This is a genomic window from uncultured Streptococcus sp. (assembly GCF_963525625.1).
GTDB lineage: Bacteria > Bacillota > Bacilli > Lactobacillales > Streptococcaceae > Streptococcus.
This window is the reverse complement of the sequence record NZ_CAURLD010000002.1, coordinates 25,425-50,966: the sequence shown is the minus strand read 5'-3', so window position 1 is coordinate 50,966 and position 25,542 is coordinate 25,425. Positions and strand designations below refer to the sequence as shown.

General features: G+C 45.3%; 18 protein-coding genes. 9 read left to right on the top strand and 9 right to left on the bottom strand.

Annotated elements, in window-relative coordinates:
* Positions 1-11: 11 nt before the first annotated feature.
* From RYK49_RS01340 to hutG, 4 genes are all read left to right on the top strand, one after another.
* A complete protein-coding gene (locus tag RYK49_RS01340; protein WP_314864650.1) occupies positions 12-611 on the top strand; it encodes a HutD family protein in 600 nt (199 codons plus the stop codon).
* 75 nt (positions 612-686) lie between these two features.
* Positions 687-2,039: an APC family permease gene (locus RYK49_RS01335; protein WP_002898305.1), complete on the top strand. Its 1,353-nt coding sequence runs from the start codon at positions 687-689 to the stop codon at positions 2,037-2,039.
* A 5-nt stretch (positions 2,040-2,044) separates the two neighbouring features.
* Positions 2,045-3,586: a histidine ammonia-lyase gene (hutH, locus tag RYK49_RS01330; RefSeq protein ID WP_314830345.1), complete on the top strand. Its 1,542-nt coding sequence runs from the start codon at positions 2,045-2,047 to the stop codon at positions 3,584-3,586.
* A gap of 142 nt (positions 3,587-3,728) precedes the next feature.
* Positions 3,729-4,718, top strand: a complete 990-nt coding sequence (gene hutG / locus RYK49_RS01325) for a formimidoylglutamase (protein ID WP_314830344.1) — start codon at positions 3,729-3,731, stop codon at positions 4,716-4,718.
* Between the two features lie 61 nt (positions 4,719-4,779).
* Here the strand turns inward: hutG and RYK49_RS01320 are convergent, their stop codons facing one another.
* A complete protein-coding gene (locus RYK49_RS01320; RefSeq protein WP_314830343.1) occupies positions 4,780-7,836 on the bottom strand; it encodes an AAA family ATPase in 3,057 nt (1,018 codons plus the stop codon).
* A 160-nt stretch (positions 7,837-7,996) separates the two neighbouring features.
* Between RYK49_RS01320 and RYK49_RS01315 the strand changes: the two genes are divergently transcribed.
* Positions 7,997-8,809 (top strand): PrsW family glutamic-type intramembrane protease, encoded by an 813-nt coding sequence (locus RYK49_RS01315; RefSeq protein ID WP_314830342.1) that lies wholly within the window; start codon positions 7,997-7,999, stop codon positions 8,807-8,809.
* A 223-nt stretch (positions 8,810-9,032) separates the two neighbouring features.
* Here RYK49_RS01315 and RYK49_RS01310 read toward each other — a convergent pair whose 3' ends face one another.
* Both RYK49_RS01310 and RYK49_RS01305 read right to left on the bottom strand, forming a co-directional pair.
* Complete coding sequence (locus RYK49_RS01310) at positions 9,033-9,467, bottom strand: hypothetical protein (RefSeq protein ID WP_314830341.1); 435 nt, start codon at positions 9,465-9,467, stop codon at positions 9,033-9,035.
* A gap of 4 nt (positions 9,468-9,471) precedes the next feature.
* Entirely contained in the window at positions 9,472-11,913 is a 2,442-nt protein-coding gene (locus RYK49_RS01305) for a TNT domain-containing protein (protein WP_314830420.1), read from the bottom strand.
* 970 nt (positions 11,914-12,883) lie between these two features.
* Here RYK49_RS01305 and RYK49_RS01300 point away from each other — a divergent pair.
* The 3 genes from RYK49_RS01300 to RYK49_RS01290 are packed head-to-tail and all read left to right on the top strand — an operon-like array spanning position 12,884 to position 15,295.
* Entirely contained in the window at positions 12,884-13,933 is a 1,050-nt protein-coding gene (locus RYK49_RS01300) for a bifunctional glycosyltransferase family 2/GtrA family protein (protein ID WP_314830340.1), read from the top strand.
* The gene (locus RYK49_RS01295) at positions 13,930-14,841 is read left to right on the top strand and encodes a phosphodiester glycosidase family protein (RefSeq protein ID WP_314830339.1); all 912 of its coding nucleotides are present in this window, start codon (positions 13,930-13,932) and stop codon (positions 14,839-14,841) included. Before RYK49_RS01300 ends, RYK49_RS01295 begins: the two co-directional genes overlap by 4 nt.
* Complete coding sequence (locus RYK49_RS01290) at positions 14,822-15,295, top strand: hypothetical protein (RefSeq protein WP_314830338.1); 474 nt, start codon at positions 14,822-14,824, stop codon at positions 15,293-15,295. The genes RYK49_RS01295 and RYK49_RS01290 overlap by 20 nt, the downstream gene beginning before the upstream one ends.
* A 49-nt stretch (positions 15,296-15,344) precedes the next feature.
* On the opposite strand, the gene RYK49_RS01285 is transcribed toward RYK49_RS01290, so the two are convergent.
* The 6 genes from RYK49_RS01285 to RYK49_RS01260 all read right to left on the bottom strand — a co-directional run bounded on the left by RYK49_RS01285 (position 15,345) and on the right by RYK49_RS01260 (position 23,678).
* Positions 15,345-17,582 (bottom strand): alpha-galactosidase, encoded by a 2,238-nt coding sequence (locus RYK49_RS01285; RefSeq protein WP_314864648.1) that lies wholly within the window; start codon positions 17,580-17,582, stop codon positions 15,345-15,347.
* A 108-nt stretch (positions 17,583-17,690) separates the two neighbouring features.
* Positions 17,691-18,635 (bottom strand): AraC family transcriptional regulator, encoded by a 945-nt coding sequence (locus RYK49_RS01280; RefSeq protein ID WP_314864720.1) that lies wholly within the window; start codon positions 18,633-18,635, stop codon positions 17,691-17,693.
* 1 nt (position 18,636) lies between these two features.
* Entirely contained in the window at positions 18,637-19,515 is an 879-nt protein-coding gene (metF, locus tag RYK49_RS01275; protein ID WP_002896521.1) for a methylenetetrahydrofolate reductase [NAD(P)H], read from the bottom strand.
* 137 nt (positions 19,516-19,652) lie between these two features.
* Positions 19,653-21,905, bottom strand: coding sequence for a 5-methyltetrahydropteroyltriglutamate--homocysteine S-methyltransferase (gene metE / locus RYK49_RS01270; RefSeq protein ID WP_314864646.1), 2,253 nt, complete (start codon positions 21,903-21,905; stop codon positions 19,653-19,655).
* Positions 21,906-22,133: 228 nt separating this feature from the next.
* A complete protein-coding gene (locus RYK49_RS01265; protein WP_314830335.1) occupies positions 22,134-23,228 on the bottom strand; it encodes an AI-2E family transporter in 1,095 nt (364 codons plus the stop codon).
* 78 nt (positions 23,229-23,306) lie between these two features.
* Positions 23,307-23,678: an insulin activator factor gene (locus tag RYK49_RS01260; RefSeq protein WP_314830334.1), complete on the bottom strand. Its 372-nt coding sequence runs from the start codon at positions 23,676-23,678 to the stop codon at positions 23,307-23,309.
* Between the two features lie 132 nt (positions 23,679-23,810).
* On the opposite strand from RYK49_RS01260, the gene pabB reads away from it, so the two are divergent.
* On the top strand, positions 23,811-25,541 hold the full coding sequence (gene pabB, locus RYK49_RS01255) for an aminodeoxychorismate synthase component I (RefSeq protein ID WP_314830333.1): 1,731 nt from the start codon (positions 23,811-23,813) through the stop codon (positions 25,539-25,541).
* Position 25,542: the final 1 nt, after the last annotated feature.

Below are 25,542 nucleotides of genomic sequence, written 5' to 3'. Positions count from 1 at the left end.
AAATACCAAAAATGACACATATAACCCTTTTAAGAGTAAATGATTTTCAAGTTTCCGATTGGTCGGGGGGAAAGACAAAACAGCTTTATCTTTCCCCGCCAACTGGCCACTATGGCAAGCGGGAATTTGACTATCGGCTCTCGACAGCGACTGTGGAGTTGGCTGAAAGTCAGTTTTCTGACCTCAGCGGCTTTCACCGCATTCTCATGAGCCTAGACCACACACTCCATCTCCACAATGCCAGCCGGCAGGAGGAAACGGTTCTAGCTCCCTTTACTCCTTATGTATTTGAAGGGAGTGATTCTATCACAAGTCGTGGAACTTGTACCGACTTTAACTTAATCTACAGCAACCATTATCAGGGACAGATGATTGCTATCTCAAATGGGCAAGAGCTTAGCCGAGATGACGAAATTCAATTTATCTATGCCTTAGAGGATCTGACGGTGACGGGAACAAACCTGCCAGCACTTAACCTAGAGGCAGAGCAGCTTCTGATAGTGGAAAAAGAGACTCAGGAAACTGAGCTGCATATAATGTTTTCGAGTAACCAGCCAAAGGGTGCGTCTCTTGCTATATGGGCTGGTTTGACCCACATCCCTACTAAGTAAAGATACCATGATGCCTTGTCACCATTCTATCTTTACTTGGAAAGGATCCCATATCTCTAAAGGAGAAACATTATTATGGATGCAACTAAACTCACTGCACAAGAACAAGAACAGGAAAAAGCGAAATTCAGCTTTTCCGGTGCAACTCTCTACGGTATCAATGCCGTTATCGGATCAGGGATTTTCCTCCTACCGCAAAAGATTTATAAAGGACTTGGTCCTGCCTCTCTAGCTGTCATGCTTGGAACTGCCCTCCTCGTTATTCTCCTAGCCGTCTGCTTAGCAGAAACTGCAGGTTATTTTAATAAAAACGGCGGAGCTTTCCAATATTCCAAAGCAGCCTTTGGAGACTTTGTCGGATTTAATGTTGGCTTCCTAGGCTGGGCGGTTACCATCATCGCTTGGTCTGCTATGGCAGCAGGATTTGCGAGACTTTTTGTTATTACTTTTAAATCCTTTGCCCCCTATGAACTTCTGCTCAGTGTGAGCCTGATTATTTTGCTCAGTCTAATGAATATATCAGGTCTTAAGACTTCCAAAATGTTCACCTTGACCGCAACCGTAGCCAAGCTCATCCCAATTGTCGCTTTCAGTCTATGTGCGATTTTCTTCATCAAAGGAGGAATTGACAAAGGAAACTTCACTCCGTTTCTTCAGCTAGAACCTGGCGTAGATATCATGAAAGCTATCTCTAGTACAGCCATTTATATCTTCTACGGATTTATCGGATTTGAAACCATGTCTATCGTTGCTGGTGAAATGCGCAATCCGGAAAAGAATGTACCTCGGGCTATTTTGGGCTCTATCAGTATTGTCTCTGTTCTCTATATGCTGATTATCGCAGGAACTATCGCCATGTTAGGCAGCCGTATCCTGCAAACAGATGCCTCTGTACAAGACGCCTTTGTAGAGATGATTGGCCCTGTTGGAGCATGGATTGTTTCTATCGGAGCGCTGATTTCTATTGCTGGACTTAACATCGGGGAATCTATCATGGTTCCACGTTATGGTGCAGCTATCGCAAATGAAGGTCTGCTTCCTAAGAAAATTGCAGAAACCAACTCTAAAAATGCCCCTATAGTTGCCATTATTATTTCAGGAATCCTGGCCATCGTCCTGCTCTTCTCTGGTAAATTTGAAGAATTAGCAGCTCTCAGCGTGGTCTTCCGCTTCTTCCAATACATCCCAACTGCTCTAGCTGTACTAGTATTAAGAAAGAAATATCCAGACAAGAAAGTAGTTTTCCGCGTTCCATTTGGTCCAGTAATTCCAATTTTGGCGGTTCTAGTCAGCCTCGTCATGATTTGGGGTGAAAACCCAATGAACTATGTCTACGGCCTCATCGGTGTCCTTATCGCCAGTGCAGTATACTTTATCTATATAGTACTGATTTGTAAAAATAAAGTTCTTGAACAAGAAGGAGAATGAATCTTATGACACATGTAATCAATTTGGATGGCGAACACCTTACTTTAGAAGACGTCATCGCAGTAGCCCGTCATGGAGCCACCTGCGAAATCAACCAAGAAGCAAAGGAAGCTGTTGAAGCTTCCCGTAAAATCGTGGATGACATCGTCCGCGAAAAGCGGGTAGTCTACGGTGTTACAACCGGATTTGGCTCTCTCTGCAATGTCAGCATCTCACCAGAAGATACGACTCAACTGCAAGAAAACCTAATCCGTACGCACTCTTCAGGCTATGGCGATCCCCTGCCTGAAGATGCCGTCCGCGCTATCATGCTAATCCGGATTAATTCCTTGGTCAAAGGTTATTCTGGTATTCGTCTCTCTACTGTCGAAAAGCTCCTGGAATTGCTCAATAAAGGCGTCGTGCCATTTATTCCAGAAAAGGGCTCTCTCGGTGCCTCTGGTGACTTGGCTCCTCTGGCTCATATGGTTCTGCCTATGCTAGGACTGGGGCGCGCTTACTATCAAGGTGAATTGCTCTCTGGACAAGAAGCTTTAGACAAAGCCGGTATCGAGAAAATTGCTCTAGCAGCTAAGGAAGGGTTGGCACTGATTAACGGTACGACTGTCCTGACAGGTATCGGAGCTCTGGCTACCTACGATGCCATCCAGCTGCTTAAATTATCAGATGTCGCTGGCGCTCTTTCCATGGAAGTTCATAATGGTATTACCAGTCCTTTCGAAGAAGACCTGCATACCATTCGACCTCAGAGCGGACAGCTAGCTACAGCCCGCAATATCCGCAACCTGCTGGAAGGCAGTGGAAATACGACCGTAGCCACTCAACAACGGGTCCAAGACCCTTACACCTTGCGTTGTATTCCGCAGATTCATGGTGCTAGCAAGGATTCTATCGCTTATGTTAAGACCAAGGTTGAGATTGAGATTAACTCCGTTACAGACAACCCTATCATCACCAAGGAAGGTCATGTCATCTCAGGCGGTAACTTCCATGGAGAACCAATGGCTCAGCCATTCGACTTCCTCGGCATTGCTATTTCTGAAATCGGAAATGTATCCGAGCGTCGTGTGGAACGTCTGGTCAACAGTCAACTGAGCAAGCTTCCATCCTTCTTGGTCAAACACCCAGGACTCAACTCTGGCTTTATGATTACCCAGTATGCTTGTGCTTCGCTCGCTTCTGAAAACAAGGTTCTGTCTCATCCAGCCAGCGTAGACTCTATCCCATCTTGTGAAAACCAAGAAGACTTTGTCAGCATGGGGACTACTGCAGCACGCAAGGCAGCTGAAATTCTCAAGAATTCTCGCCGCATCGTGGCAACAGAAATCATGGCCGCCTGCCAAGCTCTGGATCTGAAACCAGAAAACCATGAACTGGGTAAAGGAACCAAGCCGGCCTACGACCTCTTCCGTCAGCATGTCCGCTTTATCGAGTTCGACAAGGATATCGAAATCTATGAAGAGCTCAACAAGGCTTCTGAGCTGATTGAAAACGAAGAATTCCTAGCAGCCGTTGAAAAGGCTGTGGACTTGACCATTCAATTCTAAAGCTGATGACTCTGTAAAAAAGCTAACCTAAGAAGCCCGCTCTCGTTCAGCTGGGCTTCTTTTCCCGCCAAAAGTCATTGACAGGCTTAGCGGAAACTCTTATAATAAAGTCGCAAGTATCGTTATGGAAAAGGACAAAATCATGTTAGAAGATTACTATCAGCTAGATAACAGCTACTATCATAAGAGACTAGATGATGATTTATATGCTGCCAAATGGGGGATGGTTATTGAGTTTTTGGACTTAAATGACCCCAACTTAAAACCCTTTGACGGCGTCAACTTTGCCTTGATTGGCTTCAAGAGTGACAAAGGGGTTTATATCAACCACGGCCGAGTGGGGGCTGTCGAAGGGCCACAAGCTATCCGAACTCAGCTGGCCAAACTTCCTTGGCATCTTGGCAGAAACGTCCGCGTCTTTGATGTTGGCGATATTGACGGTCCTAACCGCTCTCTGGAGCAGCTGCAGCAAAGCTTGGCTCGAGCAGTCAAACGCCTGCGAGAGCTCAATCTCCGGCCCATTGTCCTAGGTGGCGGCCACGAAACAGCCTACGGCCACTATCTGGGACTTAAGTCGTCACTAGCTCCTGACCAAGACTTGGCCGTTATCAATATGGATGCCCACTTTGATTTGCGTCCCTATGACCAGACTGGTCCTAACTCTGGTACCGGTTTTCGCCAGATGTTCGATGACACTCTGGCTCAGAAGCAGGCCTTTAACTACCTTATCCTAGGGATTCAGGAGCACAATAACAATCTCTTTCTCTTTGACTTTGTGGCAAAATCCAAGGCTATCCAGTTTCTGACTGGAATGGATATTTACCAAATGGGTTACAAGGAAGTCTGCAAGGCAGTCGATGCCTTTTTGGCCGGCAAGGAGCAGGTCTATTTGACCATTGACATTGACTGCTTTGCAGCTGGTGCGGCGCCTGGTGTCAGTGCCATTCAGTCGCTCGGTGTGGATCCCAATCTAGCTGTTTTGGTCTTCCAGCACATCGCTGCCTCAGGCAAGCTGATCGGCTTTGATATCGTCGAAGTCTCTCCGCCTCACGATATAGACAACCATACGGCTAATCTGGCAGCCAGCTTTGTCTTTTACCTGACCCAAGTCTGGGCGCAAGCACATGACTGATAGGCATTTAAAAACTTCATTACAAACATCAAAAGAGGATGAACATTGCTTTCATCCTCTTTTATTTTGTGCTTAATGCCTGATACAGACCTTGGCGTAAGTTTTCTAATTCCTTGAGCTGGTGCCGATCACGGTAGGGATTGAGCTGGCTTTTGGCTGTTTCATAGTAGGTCTCAAAGTCCTGATCTAGCAAGTCTTCAAAGCCTGCTTCCTGCAAGCTGCCAGTCAGCAGGCGATACTTAATCACAGCCATCAGATAGTAGATCAGCCCCTTGTCCCGCGGATTGCCATAGCGACTAATGAGGCTATCCTTTTTCCGCAGCAGATCAAGCACAGGCAGATAATCTCTCTTCTCACAGCCAATCAAGGCCAAATACACTTCCAACTGGGTCTCTTTCCAAGGGAAACTGAGGGACTTCAAGGCTGTTTTAGCCTTGAGGAAAATCCGCTCCGCCTGCTCATAATCTTTCAGCTGATAATAGGTCATACCCAAGCCGATGTAGAAAGCAAAAATCGAAGGCTCTGCTGTTTTATTTTCCGTCAGCTTAATGGCCTCCTTCTGATGGGTCAGCGCAGTCGTGAAATTTCCGCGAATCTGCTCAATCTCCGCCAAATAGTCTAGAGCCGCCGCAATCTGAATCGAGTACTTGGAACGCAGCGAAGCCGTCAAGCTGAAACAATCAATAGACTGGTAGAGATGGTGAAGCGACTGCTCCTCATCTCCAATCATGAGATGATAGAGCCCCTTGAGCCGGAGATTGATAGCAATGGCCTCGTGATTGTTGGCCTGGACCGATGCATCCAGAGCCAACTCCGTATAATAGCGCATCTCAGAGATATTCTCCGTCTGGATGCAGTAATAAATCATCTGCCGATAGCCTTCTAGGAGAAACTCCATCTGCTGCAGCTCCTTGGCTGAAATAATCACCTGCTGGATATTGTCCATTCCCTGCTGGTAATTCCCCGTCCGGATAGCATAGCGCCCTTCTAGATAGAGGAAACGGAGAACCAATAGCTGAAAATCCTTGTGATTCTGATGTTTTCTCTCTAAGCCCTCTATCTCCCGACGGATACGGTCAAACTGGTCTAAAACTGCGGACTGATTGCTATCATCCGTCTTTTCGATAAAACCAAACTCCCGCGAATAAATTGGAAAGAGCTCGTGATGAAACTGCAGGGTAGCCTCAAGATAATGCAGCTCGTACTCCAGAGACTTAATCGGCTGCTTGGACAGCTTGTAGTGATAGGCGATTTCATTGAGCAGCTGAGCATGATAGAGAGAGTCTCCCAGCTGGTCTTCCATGCCTTGGGCAATCTGGTGATGCAGCATTCGCTTCTTGGCCAATGACAAGCGCTCATAGGCGTAAATCCTCAAAAGCTCCTGGCTGAACCGCGCTACCAAGTCCTCGCCCTGCTCCTCTTCCATCAATAGCTGCTTCTGTCCAAACTCCTCAGTGATTTCGACTACTTCTTCCATCGAAAGGCCTAATAACCTAGCCAAGAGTGAAACCGACGCAGGAGCCCTAAAACAAGCCAGATAGTCCACCAACTCCTCTTCTTGACTGCTCAGGTAATCCAGCTTCAAGGACAGCTTAGCCTTGATGGCCGGAGTCAGCGGATGAAATTTCTCTCCCCGCAGGAGCTGCTCAGCGTATTCCGACAAGAAGAAAGGGATGCCTTGACTAACTCGATAAATATCCTCAAGGCCTTCTTCAGATATGGCTAAGTGACCTGTCTGGGCTTGCAAGTAAGCTGCACTATCCTTAAAATTCAGCGGCTGCAGTTCAATAAAGCCCAGCTTATTGCGTACCAGCAGGTGATTGAAAAAATGTTCCAAATAAGAAGGGGTGCTCAGATGCTTGGTCAGCACAAAGGCCACAGGATAGCCGGTCAAATGATTCATAACTTGCTCTAGGACAGTAACGCTAGCCTCATCCATCCAGTGACAGTCCTCAATCAAGACAATCAAAGCTTTTTTCTTAGAAATCTTCTGCAGAATATCCACCACAAACTGAGCCAGCTTGTCCGCATCCAACTGAAGACCGGAAGTACCGCCTGTCAAAATGGGAAAATAACTCTCCAAAATGACCTGCCACTGGCTGATAGAGAGAATCTGGTGCTGAATGACCAAATCCCCCAAACCGTCCAGCAAACCACGCCAAAGCTGGAGTTCTGCCTTCATCTCTTCCTTGAAGCACTCAGCCATGACAATCTGGAAATACTTGGTCTGATTGGCCAGTACTTGACGAGTCACTGTCCGCTTTCCGATACCAGTACCACCGACTAGGACCAGAGCACGCGCCTCCTGAGTCTCTATCACCTTAGAAAAGTAAGATTCCAAACGCTTGATTTCATCGACCCGCCCGAAAAAGTGATCCGTATTGCGCAGAAACTGCTTGGTCTTACGCTCGCTACGGTCCTTAGCAAGCACCTCATGATATAGTTGCTGGATCGGTTCCGTAGGACTAATGCCCAGTTCCTTATCCAAAATATTGACCAATTTATAATAAGTCTCTATCACCTTGCCAGGCCGATCATGATCCTGATAGAGTTTCATGAGCAGATGGTAGTTCTTCTCATCAAACTCATCAATGCTGATCAAGCGATGCAAATTCCGCTCAGCCTCTTCCAAATCTAGCTGGTCTTTTTCCGTTTCAAGCCGTTGGTAGCAGGCTTGGATATAAAGTTGCTCATATCGCGTCCGTATCTTAGACACCCAGTAATCAAAGGCCTCGCTGTCCTTGAGATAGAAGCCCTGCAGAAAATCACCCTGATAAAGAGACAGATGCTTCGCAGGATGGTTCGTAAAAAATTCTACATCACTTTCAATCGCACACTCGGGATTAAGCGACAGCACAGTCCGGTTGGGAGCGACAACCCATTCCCCACCTAGTAGCTTGTTAGCTTGATAAATCGTGTTGCGCAGATTCTTTTTGGCGGTCTGATTATCCTTATTTTCCCAGAGGATTCCTGCAATCTCCTCCCGATTGACTGCTCCATTGATGTGAAGATAGTAAAGCAGAGCATTGATTTTGGCAAAAGGAAAAAAGACTTCCTCCTGATTGAGAAAGACACTCGGACTTCCCAGCAATTTCAACCTCAACAGATCTTTCGTCATGCAAACGCCTCCAAGAAACCTTATAGAACTAATATAAACAAAAAGAGACAGTTTGGCAAGTAAAGTATTATACCAGCCCTTAATTTCCAGTTTTTAAATTGGTTTTATTTAGGATTTTTTTGTTATACTAGGATGAAAATAAAATTTTAGAAAGTTACTTATGAAGAAAAATATTGTTCTTTTCACTTTTCTCCTTCTGAGCGCGATTGGCTTAGAATACGAGACACAAGCCTATACAACTGGCAGTATGTCAGGCACTTCCTATGGGATTGTCGGACTATCAGCCCTCTTGGCCCTGCTCTATATCATTCCTTCCCTGCTCTTGATTCGTCAACTGGGAAAAAAATGGCAGACGCCTGCACTTAGTCTTGGGGTAGCTCTGCTAGGTGGCCTTTTCATTTCTGGCTGGACCTCTGGCTTGGCCAACACCTATATCCACGAGTGGGTCAGCACGAGCTTCCCAAATACTCTGCTCAGCGACCTAGAAAATGCTATCGCAGCTCCGCTGGTTGAAGAACCCCTCAAGCTGTTGGCAGTTGCCTTCGCTGTCTATCTAGTCCAAGTCAAAAAGCTCAAATCCTTCTTGATGCTGGGGATTACGGCTGGCATGGGCTTTCAGATTAGCGAGGACTTCTCTTACATCCTCTCTGACCTGCCCGAAGGCTTCTCCTTCACTATCTCTGGTATCCTAGGCCGCATCACTGGCGGCGTTGCCTCTCACTGGCTCTACACCGCCCTAACCACTCTCGGTCTAGCTCTCATGCTGCGCTATGCTAAAACTCAGAAAAAATACTTCCGAGCAGGGCTTTTCTACTTCCTATCAGCCTTCGTTCTCCACTTCTTCTGGAACTCACCGCTGACTGCTATCGAAACAGATATCCCAATCATCGTACCTGCCATGACTGCTCTGGCTGTCTTTATCTTTTACCAAGCCTACCGAACAGCCCATAAAATCGATCAGGAAGAATTGTGAGGGGAATAATACCAAAAGAGTTTGGGACAAAAAGATTTCAATTTTTAAAAATCTTAATTATTAAGCCCTTCAAATCTATAATTAAATACGAAAAGCGAACAAAGCAGAATTCTGATTACCAGAAAACTAGTTTTGTTCGCTTTTTATATTTGAGGTTGGACTTTTGTCCCAGGTTCTTTTGATCTGAATGGCTATCTGATTATATATATGATTATGATAAGATTTATTTATAATGCTCGCTTTCATACCATAAAGCATAAAGAGGATTAATTTTTTGCAGTAGCTCCTTTCCGTATCTATACCTCTTCCCCTGTGTCTCCTCAACTAATTGACTAACTTTATCAAATTCGTTTCTTTTAATTAATCTTTCTATTACATCCGCATTTTTTTCATCAATCACTTGTGAAGAAACAATCTCAATGATAATTTTTAAAATTTGATAAGCCACTTCGTCATCAGTTAGATTAGAAATCTCAGATGTAATTTTACCTCTTTCTGTAAAAATTAGATTATATTTTTCATTTCTATTTTCTATTATATTGATTCCTTCTGGAAAGTAGGGCGGTTTGTTTGAAAAATAGATTCCAAATTCTTCTAATTTTATATTTCCAATTTCGGAAACTCCATCTTCAATTTTGTTTTTTAATTTTGTTAACATAAAATCATTCCTTTTTTGTTTTATGTAAGTAACCACCTTTTTCTAGTTCTCTCATCGGCAAATATGTATAATATTGAATACCCATACCAGGTTCATCAAACCAAGGTGCGACTAATCCTTCTCTTATTGGTATCTCTTTTAGAGAAATATAGTCTGAATCCGGTTGTAATTTCATAAAAGGAGGCAAAGCCTTTTCACCAAATGTTGCTCCTGCAGGAGAGAAATACCTTCCTGTTGGATTAGAACCAATCCTATTTATTCTGGTTCCTGGTAATATAACGGATTCTTTGTATTCACCATTCAAAAATCCATCTTTATGTATACTTCCATCAACCCTGCCCAAAGCACTTTCGGGAGTTCCTGGATAAATGGCGTTTCCGGTTAGCTGATTAAAATAATCTGGATTGTCAAATACTTTTTTGTTCTCAAGATAGAATTCAGGCTCAAGTAGTTGAGACCATTGGGTCAGCTTTGCTCTATCAGATGGCTCCAATCCTTCATTCACATAACGATTCCATAGATCGTAACGATGCGTATCAATCCTCTTTTCCTTGCCAATGTGAGGATAAAAATTAGAAGCTCTTCGAGCATTTGCGCTATCTGCTATATTATTTAGTATTCTTTCAGTTCTAGCGTGAGTAGAGAAGTTAGAAGCCTCTCGAGCCCTTGCGCTATCTGCTATGTTGTTTAAAACTTTTTCTGTTAAAGCAGACTGATGGCCTTTTTGCTCAAGTTTAGCAACTTCTGCAAATGGAGATTTCCTAGTCACCTCTGTAACCGATAAATCTTTAGCTGCCCCAACACCCGAAGTCATTTTAGTAACTCCTAGAGCAGAAGCTCCTTTAGTTAATAATTTAGCCCCCTTGGCTAGCGCACCTGGACTAAATATACTATAATCTTCCTCAGCCTTACTACTATACTCAAGAGGTCTAGGAAAATTATATGGTGTGCTATCACGGAAACTTTGCAAAGCTCCTCGCTGTATGAACGGTAACTCTTCAGCTATTAAAGTCCAACCATCAATTATTGTTTTTCCAAGATTTATGGCCCCATTTGGTACATCTGCTACTAAGTTGACAGCGCCTTTAAAGATGCCAGAAGGAGCTGCGCTAGGGTTATCAGCCATCCTTTTAATAGCTGCTGAAACACTACCTATGCCCTCTCCTAAAGCGACACTTCCTCTCCCAACAATATATTTATCAAATCTCTTTTCGCTCGCACCACTATCCATAAGCTTCTCACCAAGCTCATTAGCCTCATCAGAAAGACTTTTAGAAACATGGGGAAGACTGTTCACTAAATTATTAATCCTATCAGTTAGCCCCTTTCTATTTTGAAAGTCACTAACTCCCCCTGATGCAGGCGAACTATTCTTTGGAATATAGCTCTTTGCCCCTATCCTATATGGAATGACGGTTTGAACCTTATTCCCCTTATTGAGATTGAACAATGGACTAATGTAAAGAGGACTATAATTAGATTCTTGACTTTTCTGTGTTGCTTGTTGGGTCAGCTGCGTGTGATTTTTTTTCGCTTGGTCTTGGGCAAGATTTCTAGCTTCGATTCGAGCTTGCCTTGCTTGAGAAGCTCTGTTTTGTCTTTCTTGAGCTCGCGCCAAGGCCTTAGCTTCTTCTTGAGCCTGGCGGAAAGTATCAATTTTATTTTCTGCCGACTGGATTTTATTAAATCCTTTGGCTAACGCACTGATTTCTTCTGATGTATAGTTAGATAAATCTACATTGACCTTATCACCAGGTGTCAGATTAATACGATTTTGTTTATTATTGATGTTCAGCTTATTCTGCCCATGCAAATCCTGAAGAGCCAGCATAGAAGCTGCTGCTGCTTTTTCCTTATCATCTGGATAATGGAGATTGCCGATTTTGGCTAAGCTATCACCTTTCTTGATCTGATAGTCATTACTTGCAGATTGATTAAATAGAGGCTGACTTTCTTTACTATTTGCAAAATCCAACAAGCCTTGATAAGCCGATGTAGGCTGACCTTGGCTATCGGTAAGAGTAGACTGACCATAAGGAGTAAAATCTAACTTTCCCTTGTTACTTGAGGAGGCTGAGCTTAAACTATACTCTGGAGTTGTGGTAGCCGACGTTTCAGAATTATTCAGACCATAACCATGGTCTTTTAACGCTTTAATAAACTGATTTCTATGTTCTTCTGACAAGGAATCTAAAGCTGTTTCAACTTCCGGTGAGACAGCTAAGTTATAGCGGCTACTGCCTGTGCTTGCTTTTTGAGTTCCAGCATTGGCAGACTCCAAGGCCTTTTCAGTAAAGTCTACTGCACCCAAAGCGTCTGTCGCTGATTGATCTACTTTGGAATCCGCCATTTTCAAGGCATCATCTTTACCTTTTTTAGCAAGATTGTCTGTCGTTACAGTATCATCTTTACCAGCAATCGCCTTATAATCAACAGAATCCGCCAAGCTGTCTGAAGCACTTACAGATGAATCGCTGATTGGTTTGTAATCGCTAGGCTTGATATTGCTAGCGTCCTCGCTTACTGATGGTGTACTAATTGGACGATAGTCGCTTGAACTAACATTGCTGACACTTTCGCTTACCGATGGTGTGCTGATTGGCTGATAGTCACTCGAACTGATATTGCTGACACTTTCACTTACCGATGGTGTACTAGTTGGCTGATAGTCGCTTGAACTAACATTGCTGACACTTTCGCTTACCGACGGTGTGCTAATCGGACGATAGTCGCTCGAACTAACGTTGCTGACACTTTCGCTTACCGATGGTGTACTAACTGGCTGATAGTCACTCGAACTGATGTTGCTAGCACTTTCACTTACCGACGGTGTGCTAATCGGACGGTAGTCGCTCGAACTAACGTTGCTGACACTTTCACTTACCGATGGTGTACTAATCGGACGGTAGTCGCTTGTGCTGATGTTGCTTAAGCTTGAACTAGAATTAGAACTGATTGGCGCATAATCAGAGGCTGAGAAAGAACTTCCAAAACTAGAACTGCTAAAACCTCCGCCAAAATCGAAAGCTTTTACCTCGTGAGGTTGAAAAGCCATCGCACTCAGTATGACAGCCGAAGCTATAACAACTTTACGAAATGATTTTTTCATAAGACAACCTTTCTATAATATAATACCTTTAATATTATAACGCATATTTCTTATACTGTTAATATTTTTGGTACAATGTTATAGTTTTTTAATAAAAAGTTGGAGTATCTTCATATTTATTTTCCTAATTTTTAAGACTCATTTAAGATAGTTATGTATTATCTAGCCCATTCCCACCAGCCTTTCTATCCTCTCCTTTCTCTGCTCTTTCCTTAAAGAAATGTTAACATTTTCTTAAAACTAACTTATATTAGGAATCTTTAAGCCGCAGTCTGTATACTTTCTACAAATCATCTAAGAAAGAGGTATGGATATGGATTATCTAGTGATTCCGGCCTATGAGCCTGATTATAATCTTATTAAGCTGATTAAAAAAATTCACCATAAGAGTGATTTTCATATCATTGTTATCGATGACGGCAGCTCATCTAAATGCCAGATAGTCTTTGAGCAGGCGGAGCAGTACGCGACCGTGCTCCGTCATCAGGTCAACCAAGGCAAGGGGCAAGCGCTGAAGACTGCTTTTACCTTTATCCAAGCACTGAAGATATACGGAACGGTGGCAACAGCAGATGCGGACGGCCAGCACAAGGTCTGGGATATTTTCCGTGTAGCGAGCAAGGCTTCTGAAAATCCCAATCGGCTGATTCTGGGAGCACGCGCCTTTACTGGCAAGGTGCCTCTGCGCAGCCGCTTCGGCAACAGTCTGACTCGGGCTCTCTTCAAAGCCCAAACTGGCGTGGGTGTCTCCGATACTCAGACAGGCTTGCGAGCCTTTACGACCAACATGATTCCATTTATGCTAAAGATAGAGGGGCAGCGCTATGAGTATGAAATGAACATGCTCTTAGAAGCCAGCAAGGAATATCCCATTTTGGAAGTGCCCATTGAGACGATCTATATCAATGACAATCAAGGCTCCCACTTCCGACCGATTCGAGACGGGCTCATGATTTATAAAAATATTTTCAAATTTGCCCTGACTTCTCTCAGCAGTTTCGTCGTTGACTACATCGTCTACGCACTGGCTCTCTTGTTTTTAGCTGCCGTGCCGACCAGTCTGAGAATTCTTCTCGCAAATGGGATTGCCCGCGTGACCAGCTCAATCTTTAATTACTCAACCAACAAAAAGCTGGTCTTTAAGAACGACGACAGTATACTCAAGACTGGAACCGGCTATTTCAGCCTAGCTGCAGTGCTCTTTATCCTAGATACACTGCTGATTCGCCTCTTCTATGCTGTCTTTGCTCTCAATCTTCTGATTGTCAAAATCATCGTCGGCATCTTGCTCTTCACCGTCTCCTGGATGGTGCAAAAGAGATTTATTTTTAAGGAAAGGACACACACCGCATCATGAAATTTTTAAAGAAAGGCTATGCCTATGCCTCCATTTTCGGGCTGCTTCTGACAGCTTCTTTCAGCTACTCCATGCTGAAAACCTTTGTCATCGCAGAGACCATTTCCACGGTTTCAAGCACAAGTTCGTCGTCCGATGCCGAGGCTGCCAGCAAGGCTGCGGAAACAGCGACTGTAACGGACACCAGCTATTCAGATGACAACATCTCGGTCACGCTAACTGAAAAGACCGTCAGCAACACCCAAGTCTACATCGCCGATGTGACCGTCAGCTCATCAGAATATCTGAAAACGGCCTTTGCCCAAAATACCTACGGAAACAATGTCACCGCCAAGACCTCGGAAACGGCGGCCAACAACAATGCTATCCTAGCGGTTAACGGCGACTACTATGGAGCCAACACAACTGGCTATGTCATCCGCAATGGCGTCGTCTACCGCGATACCGTCCGAGAAGACTCCAGCAATGGTGATTTGGCTATTTACAAAGACGGCTCCTTCAAGATTATCTATGAAGACCAAGTCTCTGCCGATCAACTGGTCAAAGACGGTGTGGTCAATATCTTGGCCTTCGGTCCATCCTTGGTCGAAAACGGTGAGATTGTCGTTGATACCAACTCTGAAGTCGGCCAGTCCATGTCTTCCAATCCACGGACAGCTATCGGTATCATTGATGAAAACCACTACATCATCATCGTTTCAGACGGACGCACCTCAGAAAGCGAGGGGCTTTCCCTCTACCAGATGGCAGAAATCATGAAATCTTATGGTGTCAAGACTGCCTATAACCTTGACGGCGGCGGCTCCTCTACACTTTACTTTAACGGTCAGGTCATTAACAAACCTACAACCAACGGAAATACTATCTCAGAAAGGTCGGTGAGTGATATTGTCTACATCGGTTACTAATCCCAGCAAAAAACGTTTTAGAAAAACAGCCCTTATCTACGCACTATTAACTATTTTCTTCTTTGCTTTCAGCAGAATCTATGAATCCTTCAGTTTCGGCGAAACATCTAGCCACATGCACTATCTCTTTGCCATTCCTCTAGTGGGTGGCATCCTCCTCCTGCTCTTCATGAAGGTCATCCCTAACCTCTCTCGGCTCAGCCTCAACCTCTGGAACTCGGCTGTAGCCATTATGACAACCGGCATGCTCATCCGTGGCATCGTCAATCTATCTGGCCGCTCCACGACGCTGGATATGCCCTACTGGTACGTAGGAGCTGCCTTTGCGGCTCTGGCACTACTCTCCATGGTCTTTACTCGAAGTGAGAGGAATAAAGAATGCCAAGCACAGCCAATACACAGCAAAAAAGAAGATTCAAAAATAAGTCGTCGTGAAACCTACAGTCAAGTATAAATCATAACCACCCGTTAGACGGGTGGTTATGATTTATTTCCCATCTTATCTACTCATCCTCTGCTTCAAACAGCCAGAGTTTTGAATCAAAGTCATAGCTCGGCTTTTGCTCAGAATCCTCCAGAAGCTGACCGCTGGAAGCGTCCGTTGTGACCAGCCCAACTCGCATAAGCTCAGCCCCCATATAGGCACGCCCCTCTAGCCAATAGACCTTATCCAAAGCCAGTCCTTTCAACTGCAAGCGCTGATGAGAGCGATTGACTTGGTTGAGGACCTTGAAAGTGCCTAAAAGTGCAGTATTCTGATCCTGACTAACAACCATCCAAGCTGTCTGCCCATCTCCCTTAAATGGCGACTGCAGTCGATAAAAAGTTCCATTATGAATCAGAACTCGATGGCGCTTGTAAAAAGCTATCTGTTCTCTGACCTCAGCCAATTCTTCTGGACTTAGCTGATTAAGGTCCAGCTCATAGCCAAAGGAACCGAAAAAGGCGACATTGCCCCGCGTCTTCAACGGAGTCAGACGATTGGTCTGGTGATTGGGCACGATGGAGACATGAGCTCCCATGGATGAAAGCGGATAGAGAAGACTGGTTCCATACTGGATTTTCAAGCGCTCAATCGCATCCGAGTCATCGCTGATCCAAGCTTGCGGAGCATAGTAGAGCATACCTGGATCAAAGCGGCCCCCACCTGAAGAGCAGGACTCAAATAACAATCTCGGATAGCGACTAATCAAACGCTCATACAAGTCATAAACACCCAAGACATAGCGGTGAAAAATCTCTCCTTGCTGATCAGCTGGCCAGGCAGCTGAGAAGACATCCGTCAGAGGGCGATTCATATCCCATTTGATATAATCCAGCTGCGCTTCCTCAATAACCGCCGACAGACGCTCAAAAATCTCATCCACTACTTCCGACCGAGAATAGTCCAAAACGAACTGATTCCGACCATGGTGGGGCTGTCTATCTGGCACTGCCAACAGCCAGTCAGGATTAGTTCGGTAGAGTTGGCTGTCCTTATTGACCATTTCCGGCTCAAACCAAAGACCAAACTGCATGCCCAAACCGTGAATACGTTCTGCTAAAGAGCCCAACCCCTGCGGCAACCTGTCTGGATTGACAAACCAATCCCCCAGCCCAGCGCGATCATTAGTCCGCTGGCCAAACCAGCCGTCATCTAGCACAAAGAGCTCCACTCCTACTTCCTGAGCCTTTTCAGCAAGATCCAGCAACTGATTCTCACTAAAGTCAAAATAGGTAGCTTCCCAGTTATTGATGAGCACAGGACGCGCTCGCTCGCGCCAGTATCCCCTTGCTAGTCGTTGACGAAATAGCTGATGAAAGACTTGACTCATGCCGTTGAGGCCCTGCTCAGAATATACCAGCAGAGCTTCTGGACTGGTAAAGGACTGGTCCGCAGCCAGCTTCCACTCAAAACCGAAAGGATTGATGCCTAGCTGCAGCCGAGTCACATCATAGGTATCCACCTCAGCCTGAATGAGAAAATTGCCTGAATACACCAAGGCCGCTCCTAGCACTAGACCTGAAAACTCAGTCGTTTCCGGTCGCTTAAGAGCTACAAAAGGATTGTGGTGAGGACTGGAAATACCACGAGTTGACTCAATGGACTGAATCCCCTGCTGAAGCGGGCGCTCCTTGATATGGCGTTCCCGGGCCCATGCCCCTGATAACTGCAGCCAGTCATAATCAGCATCTGGCAGATCCAGCGACAGACTAGCTAGGGATTCCAAGTAGCAAGTTTCCCTGCCTTGATTGATCACTTTGCAGGAGCGAGCGATAACCGGCCAATCAGCAAAAATCGTATAAAACAGCTGAACTTCTACTTTTGTCACCGCATCTTGCAGGGTTAGAATAAGACTCTTAGCCTCCGTTTGAGCCTCTGTATAAGTAGCGGGCAGCCCCTCTAAAGCTGGCTTACCATCTACCATCTGATGACTGACATAGACAAAGTCAGTAATGCACGAGCCATTTCCCTGCCGCAGACAGATAGCGGGATGGCGAAAGTCTGTCGTGCCGTATTCTGGAAATTCCTGCCGCACATGCTCCAAAGAATAACGTAAATCCCCTTCTTTCCGATAGGTCGTCATAGGTCGATGCTGCAGCTCCACAAGATAAGAATAATCCCGCTCCGGTACCGCCGCGCCGTAGTAAAGCTGCAAGAGTTTACCATCCTCCGAAACCCGAAAGATATAAGAAATCTCACCATTAGTCAGATGAAATTGTCTGTACTCTTCATTAAACAAAATACTCGCCTTATTCATGACCTTCTCCTTTCGTAGTCCGCAATCATGCTTCTCCTTTCATTATAAAAAAGGCTCTCCCTTTTGGTAAGCCTTTCTTTCTAGTATTATTTATCCAAATGTGACTTTTTACAGCTCCTGCCCCAGATGAGAGCTAGACTTGCGAAAATTCAAGGGCGACTGGCCACGCGCCTTTTTGAAGGCTTTTGAAAAACTCTGTGTTCCGGCAAAGCCCGTCTTATTGGCAATCTCTTCCACCGAAAGCTGGCTGCTCGTCAGCAAATCGGCTGCCATATTGAGCCGCAAATCATTACTGTACTCCTTGATCCCCTTTCCTACTTCATCCTTGAAAAGCCGAGATAGGTAGGAAGGGTGCAGAGCCAATTTCTGCGCCAAGTCCTGTACAGATAAACTTTCTGGCAGATGACTGCTCAGCAGTTCCAAGACCTGCTGGACATAGGGATTGACCCGACGGCTTTCCGTGATTAAAGAGGTCTGCTTAAGACGCTGGGACAAGAGCTCTAAGAAGCGATAAACTTGCCTTTGCAGAGCCAGTTCAGCTGTTATTCCGCTGCCTTCGTAAGCCAGACTTTCAAAGACCAAGGCCTTAAATTCCTGCAAAGAAGTCAGCTCAAAAGACCATTGGCCAGACTGTAAGCCCAGAGCCTGCAGATAAGGAGGCAAGAGGCGTCCACCCAATCCCATCCAGACATAAGACCAAGGCTCTTCTCCATCAGCCTGATAAAAGACCGACTGACCCGGTGGCACCACAAAGCCCTGCCCTTCCTGCAAATCATAACGTTGATTGCCAACGGAGTAAGTCCCCCGTCCCTCCAGTATGATATGAATGACATAAACATCCCGAACAGCCGGCCCAAAGCTATGATGGGCTTCCGTTTTTGAATAACCACAGAAAGCAAAAAAACAATCTTCCTGGCCAAACTGCATAGACTTAACCAAGGTCAGCGAATGCTCCATCAGCTCCTCCTTAGATTTGGATAAGTTTTTTATCCTTATTATAAAACAAAAACCACTAAACAGCAAATGAATCTGATTAGTGGTTTCTTCATTCATCTTAGAAAGATTGGACGGATGGGTTATGATTAAAGAGGGCATGGGTAGCCTTATAGATATGGTAGGCTGTTGCAGCATTATTCATAGTGTAAAGGTGTATGCCCGCCACATCCTGGGTCACCAAGTCAACAATTTGGTCCACAGCATAAGCCAGACCAGCTGCTCTCAGAGACTCTGGGTCATGTTCGTACTTATCCAGAATAGCCCGGAATTTTCTTGGCAGCTTGATATTCTCACAGGTCTTGAGCAGGCGCAGAGCCTGATTGCGATTGAGAATCGGCATAATCCCAGCATGGATGGGCACTTCAATACCGGCTAAAATACACTTGTCCTGAAAATCATAGAAGCGCTCATTGTCAAAGAAAAGCTGGGTCACTAGGCTAGAGCAGCCAGCATCCACCTTTTTCTTCAGATTTTGAATATCCGAAATCTGATTTGGAGAATCCGGATGGCCCTCCGGATAGCAGGCTCCGATGATGTCAAAGTGCGGTGCTTCTGTCTTGATGTATTCGATCAAGTCAGTAGCATAGGTAAAATCATCCTTAGGCGCTACATCTGGAAAAATATCCCCTCGCAAAGCTAAAATCTGATGGACACCAACCCGATCTAGAGACTGCAAGATATTGGACACCATGTCCTTGGTCAGATAAACCGCGGGTAGGTGAGCAATCGTCGGTATCTTGAGGTCGTTGGCGATGAACTCAGTCAAACGAACCGTCGTCTCCTCAATGTCAAATTTATTATTGCTGGCTGTCACACTGATAAAGTGAGGAGCCAGATCTTGCATCTCTCTCAATGCCTGAAAAATCTTATCATTGCCTACTGCCGGATTGGGAGGAAATACTTCAAATGAGAGACTGGGTGTGTGACGACGAACCATATAACAAAAAGTTCCTTTCAATGATGGTAGCGATAGCCAAGGACAATCCTACAAAAACAGCTCCTGCAGGATTGTCAGCTCCGCTTCAATTTTGGTATGTTCCTCCATCAAGATCAACTTTTGAGGTTCGAGGAGGATTATTTCAAGTGTTTTCTAGCTGCTTTGGCTGCTTCTACTAAGCGCACCAAGCTAGCCTTGGTTTCTGGGATACCACGAGTTTTAAGACCACAGTCAGGGTTGATCCAGACCTTGCTGCTTGGCACCTTAGCCAAGATAGCTTCAATCGTATGGTCAATTTCCTCTTCATTTGGCACGCGCGGTGAGTGGATATCGTAAACTCCAGGCCCCACTTCTGTCTGGAAGTTCTTAGCCTTTAGCTCATCCAGGATTTCCAAGTTAGAGCGGCTCGCTTCAAAGGAAATCACGTCCGCATCCATATTGTCAATAGCAGGGATGATATCAGTAAATTCTGAGTAACACATGTGAGTGTGGATTTGCGTATCTGGCGCTACTGTTGAGTGTACCAGACGGAAGGCTGGAATTGCCCAGTCAAGGTAATCTTCATACCAGTCGCTGCGACGGAGTGGCAATTTCTCACGAAGAGCAGCCTCGTCGATTTGGATAATCTTAACACCTGCAGCTTCAAGGTCAAGCACCTCATCCTTGATTGCCAAGGCGATTTGAAGGGTTGAATCCTTGATAGAGATGTCTTCGCGTGGGAATGACCAGTTGAGGATGGTAACAGGTCCAGTCAGCATGCCCTTAACAGGTTTGTCTGTACGGCTTTGCGCATAGCTAGACCATTTTACAGTAATTGGGTTGAGACGGGTCACATCGCCCCAGATGATTGGTGGTTTAACCCCACGCATACCGTATGATTGTACCCAACCATTCTTAGAGAAGAGGTAACCTGACAGGTTTTGACCGAAGTACTCAACCATGTCATTACGCTCGAACTCACCATGCACTAGCACGTCAAAGCCGACTTCTTCCTGCCACTTGATCCATTCATCAATCTGCTCAGCCAAGAATTTGTCATAGTCTTCTGCTGACAATTCACCCTTGCGGAAAGCCAAACGTTTAGCACGGACTTCCTTAGTTTGAGGGAAGGAGCCAATTGTCGTAGTTGGTAACGGTGGCAGATTGAGTGTCTTGTGCTGGATTTCTTCACGCTCTGCAAAGGCTGGCAAACGAGTGTAATCTGCGTCAGTCAAACCAGCGATGCGTGCACGAAGTTCGGCATTTTCACCAACACGTTCAGTCGCAAAGAGTTCTTTGTTAGCAGCAAGTGCTTCTGCACCACTGCCATTGCGGATAGCATCCAAGTCACGGATTTCATCCAATTTTTCCACCGCAAAGGCAAAGTGGTTCAAGATTGCTGGTTCAAATTCTTCATTAGCCGTTGTAAATGGCACATGGAGCAGTGAACATGAGCTTGTCAAAACAAGATTTTCAGCTGGGATTTGCTCAAGCACCGCCAAGCTCTTTTCATAGTTGTTGCGCCAGATATTTTTACCATTGACAATCCCTGCATAAAGTGTCTTATCAGCTGGGAAACCACCTTTGACAAGTTCAAGAGTTTTCTTGCCTTCTACAAAGTCCAGACCAATCGCATCTACTGGCAACTCTACAAGGTCTGCATAGATGTCACGAACGTCACCAAAGTAGGTTTGAATCAAGACTTCCAAGCCTTTCTTGTCTGCCAAAAGCTTCTTATAAAGGTCCAAGAAGAGAGCTTTTTCTTCTGCTGACAGGTCTTTGACCAGACTTGGCTCATCCAGCTGGATACGCTCTGCACCTAGCTCTGCTAATTTGGCAAAAACTTCTTGATAAGCTGCAGCCAGAGCATCTACAAAGTCAGCCGGCGCTGAACCATCTTCAAAGTCAGATACTTGCAGGAGGGTGAATGGTCCAACCACAACTGGACGGGTTACCAAGCCCAACTCTTTAGCTTCTGCAAATTCATCAAAAATCTTATGCCCAGCCAGTTTGACTTGGGTTTCTTTTTCAAATTTAGGAACGATATAGTGGTAGTTAGTGTTGAACCATTTCTTCATCGGAAGGGCACGGACATCCCCTTTTTCGCCCTGATAACCACGAGCCAAGGCAAAATAACGCTCCAAGTCAGTCAACTCCAACCCTTGTACAGATGACGGCACTACATTAAAGAGAAAGGCCGCATCCAGCACATTGTCATAGTGAGAAAAGTCATTTGACGGAATCTCTGAAATCCCCTTTTCCTTAACAATATTCCAGTGCTTAGCGCGCAGCTCTTTGGCCGCAGCCAGAAGCTCTTCTGCTGAGATTTCATGTCTAAAGTATTTTTCAGTAGTAAATTTCAATTCGCGGAATTCACCCAAACGTGGGAAACCAATGATAGTCGTTGACATAAACGTCCTCCAAAATTTTTCTTGATTTTATCTTATCAGAAAATCCCCCCTCTGTATAATTGGAATTTTCCAGAGTTTGATATAGCCTAAAACTATAACCTATCTCGTCAACCAGTCCAAAATCCCCATTTTAGAAGCACCATTGACTGTAATTATTGTTTGCTATAGGTAGAAGTTATGACCTTGGAAAAAGAAAAACCAGCGATTTTTATTTTCGCTGGCTTCTTTTCATTCTTTTACTAGTGCTTTTTTCTCCTCCTTCTCCACAACAAACTCTCTGATTAAGCGGTAGATAACTGCAAAGATAGGCGTGAAGAAAATCATGCCGACCAAGCCAAAGAGGTTACCCCCAATCAGGGCGGCGGCTAGGGTAAAGAGAGTTGGGAGACCGACGGACTGGCCTACCACGCGCGGATAGATAACATTGCCCTCAATCAGCTGCACTCCCTGAAAGACTGCGATTGAAAGAAGGGCTTTCCAAGGGCTGTCGGTGAAGATAAAGATAGCACCTAGAGCACAAGCTGAGAAAGGCCCGATGTAGGGAATGAAAGAGAGCACTCCAGCCAGAACTCCTGTCAAGGCCGCATAAGGCAGGCCTGTCAGAGAGTAGGCGATAAAGACTAAAATCCCAACAATGACGGCCTCGATCATCTGCCCCATCAGAAACTTATCATAGGTCTCAACAATGACAGAACCGACATAGGATAGGCGTTTGACAGCTTTCTCAGGAAGCAGGACCTGCAAGAGACGGCTAGTGATTGTCTGCAAATGCTCCTTGCTGCTCAAGAAAGCAAACATGAGAAAAATAGACATGATGACCGAGAAGAAATTGCCAAAGATGGCAGAGATATTGCCTGTCAGACTGCCCAGAAGAGAGATGGCTCGGTTGACAATGTCACTATTTTGCAGCTGCTTGGTCAAATCTTTCAGCTGGCTAGAGGAAAGCAAGCCAGACTGCTGCAGCCACTTGGCTACCTGAGGCGCTACCTTGCCGATTGTTGCGCTTAGCTGATTGACCGCTGTGGTCAGGGTTGGCACGACGATGGAGACAATCCCCGTCATAATGAGAGCTAAAATCAGCACCTCTAAAACTAAGGCCAAACCGCGCTGCAACTTCTGAGGGACTCGGCATTTGCCCAAGAAGTCTTCCAGCTTTTTCATCGGAACATTAAAGATAAAGGCCAGGACTCCACCTAATATAATGGGTGAAAAAACCGAAGTCAGACTCTGCAGCCCAGACCAGATGTTCCCGATATAGAGAACCAGAGCCAGAGCGAGCGCCGCAAAGACGATCAGTTTATAAGATTCATTTATTTTTTTCATAAGGCTTCCTTTTAAGGTTTTGTCATTTCCTTATTTTATCATAATTTTCGCGGGCTTTCGAGCAGGAGGAAGCAAGGGTTAATCAGCTTTGTCTTCACTTTTAATTTTTTGAAAATCTTGAAGATATAGAAATCCAGCCCCTATGGACAGAAGGCCTGCAAAGATAGCTAGAAAAGGAATAAATCCCATGATAGATGCAAAAAGCAGCATCTGATGATTCATCTTATTGACCCTTGAGTCCCCACTATAATGAGACATACCCGCTAAGGAAAGTATCAACAAGAAAACATTAATTAGCATAATCAGAAGTGCCCATATGTAATTCTCAATGAAGCTGACAATCAAATCAACAAACTCAAAACTCGATCTTTGTAAAGAAAAATAGATGATAAGAATTCCCGCTATAATACTCACAATCCCATTTACCAATAACAATTTATTCGACTTCATAGAAATCTCATTCTTTCTTTTTTTAAAATAGTATACCTAGCTACTTTCTAATCTGTCAACCATTATAAAAGAATGACTGTTTCATCCGATAAATCCGTTTTCATTCAAATTATCTTATGATAAAATAACTTTATGCACAAGAAAACGATTATTGATTTTAAGCAGTTGGGCCAACGCCTGATTTTTACGAATCCCATCAAGGAGCTAAAGACTCGCCGTCTTGACCAAGTGGAGGAACTTTTGACAGAGATTGAGGGCTGGCAGGAGAAAGGATACTATGCTGTCGGCTATGTCAGCTATGAAGCAGCGCCAGCCTTCGAGGAAAAGTTTCAGGTTCACTCAGCTCCGCTCCAAAAAGAATACCTCCTCTACTTTACTATCCACGATAAGGCCGAGGAGGCTTCCATTCCCTTGACCTATAAGGAAGTGGGGATGCCAGCGGCTTGGCAGGGGCTGACTTCTGAGCAAGAGTACCAGAAAGCTATCGAGACTATCCATCATCATATCCGCCAGGGTGATACCTATCAGGTCAACTACACGGTGCAGCTGTGTGCAGAGCTCAATCCTGAGGACAGCTTAGCTATTTACAACAGGCTGGTCGTCGAGCAAAATGCGGCCTACAATGCCTATATAGAGCATGATGAGACCGCCATCTTGTCCATCAGCCCCGAGCTCTTTTTCGAGGAGCAGCGAGGTCAACTGACCACTCGTCCTATGAAAGGAACCACCAATCGGGGACTGACCTTAGAGCAGGATAGAGAGCAGGCTGCATGGTTAGCACAAGATGCCAAAAACCGAGCAGAAAATATGATGATTGTCGATTTACTCCGTAATGACATGAATCACATTTCTCAAACGGGCAGCGAGCGGGTTGAGCATCTCTGCAGCGTCGAGCAATACTCTACAGTCTGGCAGATGACCTCTACCATTAAAAGCCTGCTACATGAGGGAATTGGGCTGGCAGAGCTTTTCAAGGCGCTCTTTCCTTGCGGATCCATTACAGGTGCTCCTAAGATTTCGACCATGGCTATCATCAAGGCGACAGAAAAAGCTGCCCGCGGGGTCTACTGCGGTACAGTAGGTATCTGTCTGCCAGACCAGAGACGGATTTTTAACGTTGCCATCCGCACCATCCAGCTAGAGCGGGAAAAAGCTATCTACGGCGTTGGCGGCGGAATCACTTGGGACAGCACGTGGAAATCTGAATACATCGAAACCCAGCAAAAATCTGCCGTCCTCTATCGGAAAAATCCGCGATTCGACCTGATTTCTACAGGAAAAGTAACGGACGGAAAGCTAACCTGGCAAGAACAACATCTGCAAAGACTGACAGAAGCAGCCAGCTACTTCGCCTATCCTTTCGACCAAGACAAACTGAAGCAAAAGTTAGAAGAAACCTACGCTCAGCTGGATAAAGGGCAGGATTACAGGCTGCGTATAGCTCTTAAAAAAGACGGCAGCATTGAGCTAGAAATGGCTCCTCTGTTGCCGCTGACGGCGACTTTCAGAAAGGCAAAATTGGTCGAGCAAACAGCCAATCTAGCTCAGCCCTTTACCTATTTCAAGACCAGCCATCGGCCACATCTGACCTTGAAGCAGCAAGAACAGATTTACTACAATTCCCAAGGCCAGCTACTGGAAACCTCTATCGGCAATCTGCTGCTGGAGCTAGACGGCAAGCTCTACACGCCTCCAGCTGAACTAGGCCTGCTTAAGGGTATCTACCGCCAGCAGCTACTGGATAAGGGTCAGGCTACTGAGAAAGTTTTAACGCTGGCTGACCTGGCTCAAGCGGAGAAAATCTACGCCTGTAATGCAGTCAGAGGGCTGTACGAGCTGGAGATTTATAAAGGAGAGCTCTGAC